Genomic DNA, 14,161 nt, shown 5'->3' with positions numbered 1-14,161 from the left:
AGTCACCCCGCGCCGTGGGCGCGCGCACCACTGTGGGCGAACCACCGGTGGTGCCCAGCTGCGCTTTGCCCGAAAGGGACTGGCATCCTGCAAAGCGAAGTAAAGGAGGAGACGGCCGCAGGCCGTCGGGGGACATGAGCGGCGCAGGGTGCCAGTCCCTTTCGGGCTTGCAGAAACGTCACCGGGAAACGCCCCGAGAACCGATTCAGCAGCCCATGCACAAATTACGTTTAGAGAAACGTGTTTACCAATAAGAAATTCTGGGCTACAGTACGCCCCGGACCAAAACCCGCAGGAGACAGACCTCGATGGGCACTTACACCTACCCCACCTTCCCCTACCGCGCCCCCGCCGACCTCATGGCTGGCGCACCGCAACGCAAACCTCTGGTGATCATCGGCGCCGGCCCGGTGGGCCTGGCTGCGGCCATCGACGCCCGCCTGCAGGGCCTGGACGTGCTGCTGTTCGACGAAGAAGACAGCGTCTCCTTCGGCTCGCGCGCCGTCTGTTACGCCAAGCGCGCGCTCGAAATCCTCGACCGCCTGGGCGTCGGCGACACCATCGTCGACAAGGGCGTGAGCTGGAACGTCGGCCGCACCTTCCTGCGCGAGGAAGAGGTCTACCGCTTCAACCTCGTGCCCGACGCCGGCCACAAGCGCCCGGGCATGATCAACCTGCAGCAATACCACCTCGAAGAGGCGCTGGTGCACCGCGCGACCGAGCTGGGCGCCGACCTGCGCTGGAAATACAAGGTGGTGGGCGTGATGCCGCTGGACGGCGGCGCCCGCGTCAGCGTCGAAACCCCGGACGGGAACTTCAACATCGACGCCGACTGGCTGATCGTGGCCGACGGCGCCCGTTCCAACGTGCGGCGCCAGCTCGGCCTGGACATCGAGGGCCATGTGTTCAAGGACCGCTTCCTGATCGCCGACGTGGTCATGAAGGCCGACTTCCCGGCCGAGCGCTGGTTCTGGTTCGACCCGCCGTTCCACCCCAACCAGAGCGTGCTGCTGCACAAGCAGAGCGACAACGTCTGGCGCATCGACTTCCAGCTCGGCTGGGACGCCGACCCGGAAGAAGAGAAGAAGCCCGAGAAGATCATTCCGCGTGTCAAGGCCATGCTGGGCGATGACCGCGAGTTCGAACTGGAATGGGCCAGCATCTACACCTTCCAGTGCCGCCGCATGAAGAACTTCCGCCACGGCCGCCTGCTGTTCGTGGGCGATGCGGCGCACCAGGTCTCGCCCTTTGGTGCGCGCGGCGCCAACTCCGGTTTCCAGGACACCGACGACCTGCTGTGGAAACTGGCGCTGGTGATCAAGGGCCAGGCGCCCGAGGCGCTGCTGGACAGCTACGACGCCGACCGCACGTATGCGGCCGACGAGAACATCCGCAACTCGACGCGTTCCACCGACTTCATCACGCCCAAGAGCGCGGTCAGCAAGCTGTTCCGCAACGCCGCGCTGGAGCTGGCGCGCACGCAGCCGTTCGCCCGCAAGCTGGTCAACTCCGGCCGCCTGTCGGTGCCGGCCTTCCTGGTGCACTCGGCGCTGAACACGCCCGACGCCGACACCTTCGACGGAAACATGGTGCCCGGCGCGCCGATGGACGACGCACCGGTGCGTGTGGCGGGGCAGGACGCCTGGCTGCTGGACCAGCTGGGCCACCGCTTCGTGCTGCTGGCCTTCGTGGACGACCCGGGCCAGCTCGAACCTGCGCTGCGCGCCCAGGCCACGGCGCTGGCCGCCGGCCCGGTGCCGGTCGAGACGGTGCTGGTCACACCGCATGGCGGCAGCGCCGTCGGCTTCACCGTGCTGCAGGACCCGGGCGGCCTGTTCGCCCAGCGCTACGACGCCCGTCCGGGCACGACCTACCTGGTGCGGCCCGACCAGCACGTGGCGGCGCGCTGGCGCCGCGCCGACCTGGCCGCCGTGCGGGCCGCGCTGGCCCGCGCCACCGGGCAGGGCATCACGAGTGCCGCCGCCCAAGCCGAAGCCGTCGCCGCCTGACCCCGAGGAGAACCTGATGAGCCTGCAACTGCAACCCAACCTCGCCGAGCCCGGCCAGCGCTACTTCCGCGACTTCACGCCCGGCGACGATTTCTACGAAGCCCTGATCGAGACCCACCGCGACCTCAGCGACGAACAGAGCCAGATGTTGAACGCCAAGCTGATCCTGTTGCTGGCCAACCAGGTCGGCGACATCGCGGCCCTCAAGCAGGCCCTGGCCATCGCGCGCGACGGCGTCTGACCCCATCCACCCGAAGGAGACTTCCATGAACATCCGCAAGATCCACCACGTCGCCTACCGCTGCAAGGACGCCCAGACCACGGTCGAGTGGTACCAGAAGCACCTGGGCATGAACTTCGTGCTCGCCATCGCCGAAGACCAGGTGCCGTCCACCCACGCGCCCGACCCCTACATGCACCTGTTCATGGACGCGGGTGGGGGCAACATCCTGGCCTTCTTCGAGCTGCCCAACTCGCCCGAGATGGGCCGAGACCCCAACACGCCCGACTGGGTGCAGCACATCGCGCTGGAGGTCGACACCGTGGCCGAGCTGGAAGCGACCAAGGCCCGGCTGGAGGCGGCCGGCATCCCGGTGGTGGGCGTGACCGACCACACCATCTTCAAGTCAATCTACTTTTTCGACCCCAACGGCCACCGCCTGGAACTGGCGGCCAACACCGCCACGCCCGGAATGATGAAGAAGCTCGACGACGTGAAGTGGGACATGCTGGGCGAGTGGTCCCGGACCAAGCGCGCGCCCAAGCACGCGGCCTGGATGCACGAAAAAGAGTTCACCGCCAGTTGAAAGTGGGGGGCGAAAACCCCTCAAGTTCCGGTTTAGGCGGTCGAAAACCCGGAGGACCAGCGGAAAAGTAAGGCCGCTGACCCGTTGAAAAGGGGTTTTCCATGTTGAACATCAGTACCAGCCAGCCGGTGAGCTGGCCGAGCGCACCGCTGGTGGCCGTGGCGCCGGTGCCTGCCGCGTCTTCGGTCGGGGCGGCGCAGCCCTCCGCCCGCGACCCGCAGGCCGACTCGGGCCGCGGCGAGCAGGGCGCGCGCAGTGGTGCTTCCCTTTCGGGACGCGCCGGGCAGGAGCCTGCCGCCGGCGCGCCGGCCGCCCAACACGCGCCCATCCTGCCTGGCAATGGGCGAAAGGACGGCGAACGCGCGTCGCCCGCCGACTACCTCGCCGATGCCAAACTGCGCGCCGAACAGCGCCAGGAAGAAGACCAGAAGGCCCGCGAGCAGGCCGAGCAGAAGCGTCAGCTGCAGGACGTGCTGGCCACCGTCTGGAAGGCCAGCGCCGCCGTGGTCGATGTGGTGCTGGGTCGCGGTGAGCAGGAGCCGGCCGCCGCCGATGCGGCCGCCGCCAGCGGGGTCAAGGACGTGGCCATCCCGGGCCAGGGGCCTGTCGCCAACGACGCCCAGGTGGATCTGCCGGGCGTCGAACCAGTCCCTGCGGCCCTGCGCCGGGAGCAGGAGCCGGTGGCCTACACCGAGCAGGGCGCCAGCACCTGGCCACCGCTGGAAGCTGGCAGCCTGCTCAGCCGGCGGGTCTGAGCGCTGGCCGGCTGCGGGTCGGGTCCGCAGCGACCCGCAAAGAAAAAAAGCAGGTCGGTGACCTGCTTTTTTGTTGCCCTTTGCGGCTATTAAAGGAGAGGGATCAGGCCACCTGCCTCAGCTCGAAATCCTGCAGGGCCTTGTGGGTGAGGTCCGCTTCGCGCAGCAACTGCTGGCCCAGCACGGCCGGCACCGGGTCGTCGGTCTGGGTGGCGATGTGCTCGATCTGGGCCGAGGTCTTCACCAGGGCGCGGAAGCCCATCAGCATCGCCGAGCCCTTGAGCTTGTGGGCGTTGTAGCCGATGGACGGGCGGTCGCCATCGAGCAGGGCCTGGGCCAGCTCGTGCACCGTGCCCTCGGGCGGTTCGAACAGGGTCTTGAGCAGTTCCGCCAGCGATTCCTCCGGCATCATCTCCTGGATCTCGCGGTAGCTCTCGGTGTCCACCAGCCCCACCGCCGCATGGCTCAGGTCGGGCAGGCGCACCGGCATCTCGTAGGCCGACAGCGGGAAGGGGCTGGACGGCCGCAGCGCGGAGGGGTCCAGCTCTTCCACCGTCAGGCCGGGGTCGTCCAGCAGGCCACAGCGGCGCAGCGCCCGTTTCAGGTCCTCGGCCTGCAGCGGCTTGCTGGTGAACTCGCTCACACCCACTTCCAGCGCCCGCTTGCGCGTGTCGTTGACCACGTCGGCGGTCACCAGGATGACCTTGATCTCCGACACCGGTCCGTCGAGCCGGCGGATCGCCTCGGTGGTGGCCATGCCGTCGAGCACCGGCATGTGGTAGTCCAGCAGCACGACGTCGAAAGGTTCGCGGGCGAGCAGTTGCAGTGCCTCCTGGCCGTTCTCGCAGAAGGTGGCCTCGTGGCCCATCTTCTCCAGCAGGATGTTCATGTACTTGAGGTTGATCGGGTGGTCTTCGGCCACCAGCACCTTGAGCTTGCGCTGGATGCTGCCGATCACCGAGATCGGCCCTTCCTCCACCGGGGCCTTGGTTGCCGGCAGGTCCAAATGCACGGTGAACACCGAGCCCACACCCAGCCGGCTGCTGACCTCGATGTCGCCGCCCATCATGCGGGCCAGGTTGCGCGAGATCTCCAGACCCAGGCCGGTGCCGCCGATGCGCCGGCGCAGCGAGTTGTCGGCCTGGTAGAAGCGGGTGAACAGGCGGCTGACCGTCTCTTCGTCCATGCCCATGCCGGTGTCGCGCACGGTGAACAGCACACCGGTCTTGCCTGCGGGCGCCCGGGTCAGTTCGGCGATCACGCTGCCTTCGCTGGTGAACTTGATGGCGTTGTTGATCAGGTTGAACATGATCTGGCGCAGGCGCGTGGCGTCGGCCTCCACCCAGCCGGGCAGGTCGGCGGCGGCGTAGATGTTCAGTTCCAGACCCTTGTCGCGGGCGGCCACCTGCATCAGACCGTCGACTTCGTGGACCAGGCTGGGCAGGTGGATCGGCGCCACCGAGAGCTTGAGCGTGCCCGACTCCATGGTCGAGACGTCCAGGATGTCGTTGAGCACGCCCAGCAGGTGCAGGGCGGAATCGCGCGCGGTGCCCAGGTAGTCGCGCTGCTGGCTGGATAGCGAGGCGTTGTCCAGCAGGTTGAGCATGCCCAGCAGACCCTGGAACGGGGTGCGGATCTCGTGGCTCATGTTGGCCAGGAAGATGCTCTTGCCATGGTTGGCGGCCTCGGCCTGGTCGCGCGCCACCTCCAGCTCCTGGCTGAGCTTCTGCAGCTTGGCGTACTGGCGCTGCTGTTTGCGGATGTGCTGCACCAGCAGGCCCACGAAGATGAGCATCACCACGATCTGGGCGGCCGCGAGGCCGATCACCAGCATGCCCTGCTGGTGCAGCTGGTCGTTGCGCTCGTCCACGAAGCGGGACACGGCGCGGTTGGCCTCGCGCGTGAGCTCGCCCAGCAGCGGCTTGAGGTCTTCCATGGCCTGGTCCAGCAGCGCCAGCTTCTCCGGGCTGGCGGCCAGCGCCACAGGATCGGCGAACAGCGGATCGGCCAGGGTGTTGAACGTCTTGACCTTGGCCATGGTCGCGGTGTACTCGAAAGAGGCTTCGAGCAGGTCACGTCGCGGAATCTTGGTCAGCAGGTCGATGCGGCTGAGATAGACCTCGTAACGTTCAAGCAGCGCGTAGCCGTCGGCCTTTTCGGGGGACTTGAGGGCCTCCATGATCGAGTGTTCGAGCCGGCCCATCTCGCGTTCGAGCTGGTAGGCCTGCCACATGATGGAGTCGACCTGATTGGTCGACACGTCGTCGAGCATCCGGTATTGGCGCCACTGTATCCAGCCCAGTGGCGTCAGGGTCAGGGCCAGCAGCAATGAAATGGCAATGGCCCATTGCCGACCTTGCCAATGGGCCAGATTCGGCAACGCGAATGTCATTGGATGTCCAGTGCCTTGAGTTGCCAGATGGAGCGCTCGTAGTAGGTCGAGGTGCGCAGCTCGGCGGCGCTGTCGAACGGATAGACCACGAACAGCGGGCCTTTCTCGCGCACCGGGATCGGCTTGTCGTCGATCAGCCGGGCGACGATCACCTTGAACTTGCTGGCGTCCGCCGCGGGAATGGTGATCTTGTAGTCGTTGATCGCCACGGCGCTGACGTTGGTGCCGCTGGCCTTGACGGCGGCCAGCACGTCCGCCAGCAGCGGGCCGGTGAACTTCACCGGTTTGTCGAACCAGGGCGTGCTGGTGGTGAACGTGTGCTGCGGCAGGGCCTCGATCATCTTCATGTCGAAGCGCGCCACCTCTCCCGCGTTTTTCTCGGCGATCTTGCCGCTGACCGCGAGGATGGGGCGCTCCTTGGGCGCGTCGAGTGCCAGGGCGGCGCTGGAGAGGGTCAGTGCGCCCAGCAGGGTGCTCAGGGTGAACAGGCGGCGGGTTTTCATGGGGAGACTCCGTGGTTCGATGTAGGGTGGTTGTGTGGTGGAACGTTGGTGCTCAGATGCGGTGGCGCACCAAGGCCGGGTTGCTGGCCAGGCGGGTGAGCAGGGCCGGGGCGATCTGCTTGAGGGGCAGGACCTCGTGGGCCGCGCCGGCCTGGATGGCCATGCGCGGCATGCCAAAGACCACGCAGCTGGCCTCGTCCTGCACGTAGTTGTAGCTGCCGGCGTCCTTCATCTCGCGCATGGCCAGGGCGCCGTCGGCGCCCATGCCTGTGAGCATGATGCCCAGCGCGTTGGGCCCGAGCACGCGCGCGGCCGACTTGAACAGGACTTCCACCGACGGGCGGTGACGGTTCACCGGCTCGGTGTCCTCCACCACGGCCACGTAGTTCGAGCCGCTGCGGTCGATGCGCAGGTGGTGACCGCCGGGGGCGATATAGGCGTGTCCGGGCAGGATGCGCTGGCCGTCGCGGGCCTCGGACACACGGATCTTGCACAGCGAATCGAGCCGCGCCGCGAAGCTGGTGGTGAAGCCCGGCGGCATGTGCTGGGTGATCACGATCGCGGGTGAATCCGCAGGCAGGGGCGTGAGCACCTCGCGAATAGCCTCGGTGCCGCCGGTGGAGGCGCCGATGCAGATGATTTTTTCGGTGGTGGCCAGGCGCGGCAGCGGCGCCCGGGGCGCTTCGGTGGCGGCCGGGGCTGCCTGGGTGCTGGCGCCGGCCGCGGCGGGCGCCGGGCCCAGGCGCCGCACGTGCGCGGCCGCGGCGATGCGGATCTTGTCCACGATGTCGCCGGCCAGTTCGTTGAGGCCGCTGGTGATGCCGATGCGGGGCTTGGCCACGTAGTCGACTGCGCCCATCTCCAGCGCGCGCAGCGTGATGTCGGCGCCCTGTTCGGTCAGGGTGGACACCATCACCACCGGCATCGGGCGCAGGCGCATCAGGCGCGAGAGGAATTCGAGTCCGTCCATGCGCGGCATCTCGACGTCCAGTGTGATCACGTCGGGGTTGAGCTCGCGGATCATCTCGCGTGCCACCAGCGGGTCGCTGGCCGCACCCACGCACTGCATGTCGGGCTGGCGGTTGATGATTTCGGTCAGCAGGCTGCGCACCAGCGCCGAGTCGTCCACCACCACCACACGGATCCTGGCCATTGTCGATTCCCCTCAGAACAGGTCGACCGAGCCACCGGCCGTGGACTTGGCGACCACCGCGGCGTTGCCCTTGCGTTCCTGCGTTTCCAGCGTCTCCGGGTGCGAGTGGGCCAGGCGCTTGACCATGGCCTTGCCCGTCGCCGGGAAGTAGCAGACCTTGCGCGGATGGATGTCCAGCACGTCCTTGGAGATGACGGCGATGCGTTCGGTCTGCAGGTAATCGAGCACGAAGGCGGTGTTGCGTTCGCCCACGTTCATGGTGGTGAAGCTGTGCATCACCTGGCCACCGCCGAACACCTTGGCCTGCATGCTCTCGCGCCGGGCGCCGAGCTTGATCATCTCGTTGATCAGCAGTTCCATCGCGTAGGAGCCGTAGCGGCCCGAGGTGTCGCCCGCGCCTTCGGGCAGCATGAAGTGGTTCATGCCCCCCACGCGCACCTTGGGGTCCCAGATGCAGGCGGCGATGCACGAGCCCAGCACCGTCATGATCATCATGTCGTCGGTGGTCACGTAGTACTCGCCCGGCAGGACCTTGACGGTGTCGACGTTGAAGTGGTGGTCGCGGTAGAAGAACGAGGCCTCGCCCGGCTTCGGCGTCCGGGCCTTGAGGGTGTCCAGCGTGGGCCTGGACAGTGTGACGGCTGGCGAAAAGCCTGGCCGCTGGCCAGAGCTGCCCGTGGCCAGAAACACCGCGGAACCGGCTTCGCCGGGCCGCTGGTGTTGTCCCCCGGGGGGGATGGCGCGAAGCGCCGCAGGGGGGCTTTCAAAGCCTTTCATAGACGGTCTTTCCCCTCAGCGTGAACAGGCTGCGCGCATCGCTGAAGTTCTCGGCGTGGCCGACGAACAGCATGCCGCCGGGCTTCATCACGCGGTGGATGCGCTCCAGCACCTGGCGCTGCGTGGCCGCATCGAAATAGATCATCACGTTGCGGCAGAACACGATGTCGAACGGCTCGCGGAACGGCAGCTCGTGGATCAGGTTGACGGTCATGAACTCCATGTGCTTCTGGAGTTCGGGCTTGACCCGCATCAGGCCGGCGTTGGCCCCTTTGCCGCGCATGAAATGGCGCTGCAGGCGCTCGGGGCTCAGACCTTTGACGCCGTCGGCCTTGTAGACGCCGCGCGCCGCGGTGGCCAGCACCTTGGTGTCGATGTCGCTGTTGACGACGTGGAAGCTGCCCGAGGGGCCCAGGGTTTCGGCCGCCGTCATGGCGATCGAATACGGCTCCTCGCCGGTGGAAGCGGCCGAGCACCAGATCTTCCAGTTGTGCGAACGCCGGGCGGCCAGCAGCTCCTGCAGCACGCCGAAGTGGTGCTGCTCGCGGAAGAAGGCGGTCAGGTTGGTGGTCAGCGCGTTGATGAACTCCTGCCACTCCGGGCCGTCGTGCTGCTCCAGCGCATCCAGGTACGTCTTGAAGCTGGTGTGGCCGGTCTCGCGCAGGCGGCGCGAGATGCGGCTGTAGACCATGGCGTGCTTGCCGTCGTGCAGGCTGATGCCGGCCTTCTTGTAGATCAGCCCCTTGATGCGCGAGAAGTCGGCGTCGGACCAGACGAACTCGCGCCCCTGGGCCAGCGGGCCGTCTTCGAACACCGGCAGGTCCATGCCGGACGCCGGAGGACGGGAGGAGGTGCGTGTCTGCTGCAGCATCGGCTGTCCTTGGGGCCGGCCTGTTCAGTGGCGCGAGCGGCGCACCAGGCCCGAGGTGTCCAGGATCAGGGCGACCTTGCCGTCGCCCAGGATGGTGGCGCCCGAGACGTTGGGCACCCGCCGGTAGTTGGACTCCAGGTTCTTGATCACCACCTGCTGCTGTCCCAGCAGCTCGTCCACCATCAGGGCCACGCGCGAACCCTCGGCTTCCACCACGACCATGATCGGGCTGCCGCCGTGGAACTCGAAGCGCGGCACGTCGAACACCTTTTCCAGTTCGATCACCGGCATGTACTCGTCGCGCACCTTCACCAGCTGCGCACCCTGCGCCACGGTGTTGATGTCGCCGGGGTTGATCTGGAAGGACTCGATCACCGAGGACAGCGGCAGGATGTAGACCTCGTCGCTGACGCGCACGCTCATGCCATCCATGATGGCCAGCGTCAGCGGCAGGCGCACCTTGACGCTCATGCCGTAGCCCTCGGCGGAGTCGATTTCCACCGTGCCGCCCAGCGAGGCGATGTTTTTCTTGACCACGTCCATGCCGACGCCGCGGCCGGAGACATCGGTCACCACCTCGGCGGTGGAGAAGCCCGGCGCCATGATCAGGTTCCAGACCTCGGGGTCGCTCATCGAATCGGGCGCGTCGATGCCCTTTTCGCGCGCCTTGGCGAGCAGCTTGGTGCGCGACAGGCCCTTGCCGTCGTCGCGCACCTCGATCAGGATGCTGCCGCCCTGGTGCGAGGCCGAGAGCGTGATGGTGCCGTGTTCGGTCTTGCCCCTGGCGATGCGCTCCTCGGGCAGTTCCAGTCCATGGTCGCAGCTGTTGCGGATCAGGTGCGTCAGCGGGTCGGTGATCTTCTCGATCAGACCCTTGTCGAGTTCGGTCGCTTCACCGTGGGTGATCAGCTCCACCTTCTTGCCCAGCTTGGCGGCCAGGTCGCGCAGCATGCGCGGGAAGCGGTTGAACACCACCGACATCGGGATCATGCGGATCGACATCACCGCTTCCTGCAGATCGCGGGTGTTGCGGTCCAGGTCGACCAGGCCGGCCAGCAGCTGCTGGTTGGCGGCGCTGTCGAGCTCGCGGCTCTTCTGCGCCAGCATGGCCTGGGTGATCACGAGTTCACCCACCAGGTTGATCAGCTGGTCGACCTTGCTGACCGAGACGCGCAGCGTGCTCGACTCCAGGCCACCGGTGGCCGGGGCGCGGGCGGGCTCGGCGCGGGGCACCGGCTTGGCCGCCGCCACCGGCGCGGCCGGAGCCATCGCAGCGGCTTCCGCCGCCGGCATGACCGGAGCGACCGCCGAGGGGGCCGCGGGCGTGCCCGGGGCGTCGTCGAAGAAGCCGAAGTCCTTGCCCTCGCCGGCCATCGGCGCGCGGGCAGGGGCCGGCGCGGCGGCTGCGGCGTCGGTGATCTGGATCTGCTCCTTGCTCACATGGAAGGTGAACAGGTCCAGCAGGTCGCTGTCGCTGGAACGGGTGAACACCTCGAAGGAGCGGAACCCGTCCTCGTCGCGGGTGGATTCGATGCGCCCGAGGCCGGCGATGTCGCGGAACAGTTCAGCGATGCCGTCGGCCTGGCTCAGCTGCTCCAGCGGCCCGATGCGGATGCTCAGCCGGCGCTCGCCATCGGCCAGGACCACCGCAGGGGCCGGGGCGGAGGCAGGGGCCGCCACGGGTGCCGGCGCCGCGGTCGCCGGGGCGGCAACGGGGGTGGGCGCCACGGCGGTGCCATGGGCCAGGGCGCTGATGCGCGCCACCAGCTCGCCCGTGGGCGGCGGCTCGACACCCTGGCCCTGGTGGCGGGCGAGCAGCAGCTTGAGGGCGTCCGACGATTCCAGCAGCACGTCCACCATGGGCGGCGTGGGCTGCAGTTCGTGGCGGCGCAGCTTGTCCAGCAGCGACTCCATCTGGTGCGTCAGTTCGGCCACGTCTGCGAAGCCGAAGGTGGCGGCACCACCCTTGATGGAGTGGGCGCAGCGGAAGATCGCGTTGAGTTCCTCGTCGTCGGCATGTTCCAGGTCCAGCGCGAGCAGCATCTGCTCCATCTGCTCCAGGTTTTCGCCGGCTTCCTCGAAGAAGATCTGATAGAACTGGCTCAGATCGATGTTGCCACCGGCCGACGAGCTTTCATGCATTGATTCAGCCATGGGGCGCTCCTCAGCGGATCACTTTCTGGATCACCTCGATCAGGCGGCCCGGATCGAACGGTTTGACCAGCCAGCCGGTGGCGCCTGCGGCGCGGCCGGCCTGCTTCATCTGGTCGCTGGACTCGGTGGTCAGAATCAGGATCGGCGTGGCCTTGAACTTGGCGCTCTCGCGCAGTTTCTTGGTCAGGCCCAGGCCGTCCAGGCGGGGCATGTTCTGGTCGGTCAGCACCAGATCGATGTGGTGGGTCTGCGCCTTTTCCAGCGCATCCTGTCCATCGACCGCCTCCACGACATGAAAGCCGGCGCCGGTGAGGGTGAAAGACACCATCTTTCGCATGGATGCCGAGTCGTCGACGGCAAGAATGGATTGCATGAGGGTTCTCCGTGGTTCGTTCGGATATCGGCAAACAGGGGGGTGTCTTTAGAACAGCTCGATGGACCCGGCGTCCATCTCGTTCTGGGTCACCGGGCTGGGGCGGTCGGGGGTGGGATCGATGCAGACCGGCAGCTCGTCCTCCTCCGGCTCCATGGCCTCTTCGGCCAGCTTCCAGGCACAGCCCTGCAGCACCTTGCCGGTGTGCACGATCAGCTGCGTGGCCATGTCGTGGAACTGCAACTCCGTCACGGCCTGGTGCAGGCTGCGGCGGATGTTCAGCAGGTCGTCGTTCTCGTTGCCGGCCAGGTGCGCCAGGGCGTGGTTGGCGGTGGAAAACCGCTCCATCAGATTGCCGGTGGCGTGGTCCAGCAAGCCTTCCAGGCGCTTGAGGTCGGTCATCGCCATGAGCAGGGAGTCCTGAAGGTCGGCGACCAGGTTCACTGGCAGATTGACGGATGGCGAGGGCTGGGGCGTCATCGGCGGGTCCTTTTGGTCGGGCTGCGGGTTGTTCTCGAGGCCGCTCCAGGGGGTCGGGGCAGTACAATTTTCGGGAACTGTGACTGGCTGTATCGGCAGAAAACGGCCCGAATTCAGCGCCATTTCGACCACTGCGAGCGGCATGCCCGATACCACCGAATCCCGTCCGGTCCGCATCCTCCACCTCGAGGACTCCCGCGTCGACCACGCCCTGGTCAAGTTCGCGCTGCAGAAAAGCGGCCTGAGCCACGACATCCAGCTGGTCGACACCCTGGACGACTTCGAGCGGGAGCTGCGCGAGAACCGCTACGACATCGTGCTGGCCGACTACCACCTGCCCGGCTTCTCCGGGCTGGACGCCTGGGAGCGGCTGCGGGAGATCGGGCTGGACCTGCCGTTCGTCATCCTCTCGGGCGCCATCGGCGAGGCCGCCGCCGTCGAGGCCATGCACCGCGGCGTCAGCGACTACCTGCTCAAGGACAGCATGACCCGGGTGGCGCACGTCATCCAGCGCGCCATCGAGGTGTCCGAGACCCGGCGCGCCAAGGCACGGGCCGACGCCGAACTGGCGGATTCGCAGCGCCGCCTGGCCGAACTGGCCGAGCACCTTCAGACCAGCATCGAGCAGGAACGCGCCGACATCGCCCGCGAAATCCACGACGACATCGGAGGTTCGCTGGCCGCCGTCAAGCTCGACCTGGCCTGGATCGCCCGCCGCCCGGCGCTCGACCCCGAGGTGCGCCAGCACATGGACACCGCGCTGGAGATGCTGCAGCACGCCCTGGGCGCCAGCCAGCGCATCATGATGAACCTGCGCCCGCCCATCCTCGACCAGGGTCTGGTGGCCGCGGTGCTGTGGATGGCCTCCGGCTTCGAGAAACGCAACGGCACCCGTGTCACCGTGCGCCGTTCGTCCGAGCACATCGACGTGCCGCGCGCCGTGCAGCTGGTGGCCTACCGCACCGCGCAGGAGGCGCTGACCAACGTCGCCAAACACGCCCGGGCCACGGCCGTCGACATCGACCTGAGCGACCGCGAAGGCGTGCTCACGCTCGAAGTCAGCGACAACGGGCAGGGCCTGAGCGCCGAGGCACTGCGCAAGGCCAAGTCCTTTGGTCTGCTCGGGCTCAAGGAACGCGCCGCCAAGGTCGGCGGCTGGCTCGACATCAGCAGTTCACCGCGGGGCACGTCCGTGATCCTCTCGGTGCCGCTCGATGGCGAGGACGGGAACCACCACCACAGGGACGAAGAACAATGATCAAGGTCATCTTGTGCGACGACCACGCGGTCGTCCGTCGCGGCATCCGCGACACGATTTCGGAAGCGGTCGACATCCAGGTCGTCGGCGAGGCCGGCAGCTACCCCGAGCTGCGCGAGCAGATGCGCAAGACGCCCTGCGACGTGCTGGTGCTGGACCTCAACATGCCCGGCCGCGGCGGGCTGGAGGTGCTGGCCGCGCTGCGCGAGGAGGGCTCTCCCGTCAAGACCCTGGTGGTCTCCATGTACCCGGAAGACCAGTACGCCATCCGCTGCCTGCGCGCCGGGGCACGCGGTTACCTGAACAAGGCGGGCGAGCCGGGCGAGATGATCGCCGCCATCCGCACCGTGCACCAGGGCCGCAAGTACGTCACGCCCGATGTGGCACAGATGCTGGTGGACAACCTGAACGCGCCAGAGACCGAGGAGTTGCACGCCAGCCTGTCCGAACGCGAGCTGCAGACCCTGCAGAAGATCGCCTCGGGCAAGAAGCTCTCCGAGATCGCCGACGAACTCATGCTCAGCCCCAAGACAGTGAGCGTCTACCGCGCGCGGGTGCTGGAGAAGCTGCACCTGTCGAACAACGCGGAGCTGACGGTGTATGCGATTCGGAACAGTTTGGTGTGAATCG

14 protein-coding genes are annotated in these 14,161 nt (G+C 67.2%); 6 read left to right on the top strand and 8 right to left on the bottom strand.

Going from position 1 to position 14,161, the window contains the following annotated elements:
• Positions 1 to 308 precede the first annotated feature (308 nt).
• The 4 genes from RCO38_RS04555 to RCO38_RS04540 all read left to right on the top strand — a co-directional run bounded on the left by RCO38_RS04555 (position 309) and on the right by RCO38_RS04540 (position 3,570).
• Positions 309 to 2,009 carry an FAD-dependent oxidoreductase gene (locus tag RCO38_RS04555; RefSeq protein ID WP_308327098.1) on the top strand — a complete coding sequence of 567 codons (1,701 nt, stop codon included), beginning with the start codon at positions 309 to 311 and terminating at the stop codon, positions 2,007 to 2,009.
• A gap of 16 nt (positions 2,010 to 2,025) precedes the next feature.
• Positions 2,026 to 2,250 (top strand): DUF2783 domain-containing protein, encoded by a 225-nt coding sequence (locus RCO38_RS04550; protein WP_308327097.1) that lies wholly within the window; start codon positions 2,026 to 2,028, stop codon positions 2,248 to 2,250.
• A gap of 25 nt (positions 2,251 to 2,275) precedes the next feature.
• The gene (locus RCO38_RS04545) at positions 2,276 to 2,815 is read left to right on the top strand and encodes a VOC family protein (protein ID WP_308327096.1); all 540 of its coding nucleotides are present in this window, start codon (positions 2,276 to 2,278) and stop codon (positions 2,813 to 2,815) included.
• A gap of 101 nt (positions 2,816 to 2,916) precedes the next feature.
• Complete coding sequence (locus RCO38_RS04540) at positions 2,917 to 3,570, top strand: hypothetical protein (protein WP_308327095.1); 654 nt, start codon at positions 2,917 to 2,919, stop codon at positions 3,568 to 3,570.
• 103 nt (positions 3,571 to 3,673) lie between these two features.
• Here RCO38_RS04540 and RCO38_RS04535 read toward each other — a convergent pair whose 3' ends face one another.
• From RCO38_RS04535 to RCO38_RS04500, 8 genes are all read right to left on the bottom strand, one after another.
• On the bottom strand, positions 3,674 to 5,962 hold the full coding sequence (locus RCO38_RS04535) for an ATP-binding protein (RefSeq protein ID WP_308327094.1): 2,289 nt from the start codon (positions 5,960 to 5,962) through the stop codon (positions 3,674 to 3,676).
• Positions 5,959 to 6,465, bottom strand: a complete 507-nt coding sequence (locus RCO38_RS04530; protein ID WP_308327093.1) for a hypothetical protein — start codon at positions 6,463 to 6,465, stop codon at positions 5,959 to 5,961. The genes RCO38_RS04535 and RCO38_RS04530 overlap by 4 nt, the downstream gene beginning before the upstream one ends.
• Positions 6,466 to 6,517: 52 nt before the next feature.
• Positions 6,518 to 7,618, bottom strand: coding sequence for a protein-glutamate methylesterase/protein-glutamine glutaminase (locus RCO38_RS04525; RefSeq protein WP_308327092.1), 1,101 nt, complete (start codon positions 7,616 to 7,618; stop codon positions 6,518 to 6,520).
• Between the two features lie 12 nt (positions 7,619 to 7,630).
• Positions 7,631 to 8,395 carry a chemoreceptor glutamine deamidase CheD gene (gene cheD, locus RCO38_RS04520; RefSeq protein WP_308327091.1) on the bottom strand — a complete coding sequence of 255 codons (765 nt, stop codon included), beginning with the start codon at positions 8,393 to 8,395 and terminating at the stop codon, positions 7,631 to 7,633.
• The gene (locus tag RCO38_RS04515; protein ID WP_308327328.1) at positions 8,382 to 9,221 is read right to left on the bottom strand and encodes a CheR family methyltransferase; all 840 of its coding nucleotides are present in this window, start codon (positions 9,219 to 9,221) and stop codon (positions 8,382 to 8,384) included. Before RCO38_RS04515 ends, cheD begins: the two co-directional genes overlap by 14 nt.
• A 69-nt stretch (positions 9,222 to 9,290) precedes the next feature.
• Positions 9,291 to 11,420 carry a chemotaxis protein CheA gene (locus RCO38_RS04510; protein WP_308327090.1) on the bottom strand — a complete coding sequence of 710 codons (2,130 nt, stop codon included), beginning with the start codon at positions 11,418 to 11,420 and terminating at the stop codon, positions 9,291 to 9,293.
• A 10-nt stretch (positions 11,421 to 11,430) separates the two neighbouring features.
• Entirely contained in the window at positions 11,431 to 11,793 is a 363-nt protein-coding gene (locus tag RCO38_RS04505) for a response regulator (protein WP_308327089.1), read from the bottom strand.
• A 48-nt stretch (positions 11,794 to 11,841) separates the two neighbouring features.
• Positions 11,842 to 12,273, bottom strand: a complete 432-nt coding sequence (locus tag RCO38_RS04500) for a hypothetical protein (protein WP_308327088.1) — start codon at positions 12,271 to 12,273, stop codon at positions 11,842 to 11,844.
• A 142-nt stretch (positions 12,274 to 12,415) separates the two neighbouring features.
• On the opposite strand from RCO38_RS04500, the gene RCO38_RS04495 reads away from it, so the two are divergent.
• Together RCO38_RS04495 and RCO38_RS04490 are read left to right on the top strand one after the other, a co-directional pair.
• Complete coding sequence (locus tag RCO38_RS04495) at positions 12,416 to 13,531, top strand: hybrid sensor histidine kinase/response regulator (protein WP_308327087.1); 1,116 nt, start codon at positions 12,416 to 12,418, stop codon at positions 13,529 to 13,531.
• A complete protein-coding gene (locus RCO38_RS04490) occupies positions 13,528 to 14,157 on the top strand; it encodes a response regulator transcription factor (RefSeq protein WP_308327086.1) in 630 nt (209 codons plus the stop codon). The genes RCO38_RS04495 and RCO38_RS04490 overlap by 4 nt, the downstream gene beginning before the upstream one ends.
• Positions 14,158 to 14,161: the final 4 nt, after the last annotated feature.

This window comes from Hydrogenophaga pseudoflava (genome assembly GCF_031020795.1).
In the GTDB taxonomy this organism is placed as follows: domain Bacteria; phylum Pseudomonadota; class Gammaproteobacteria; order Burkholderiales; family Burkholderiaceae_C; genus Hydrogenophaga; species Hydrogenophaga pseudoflava_A.
This window is presented reverse-complemented; position numbering and strand designations above follow the sequence as displayed.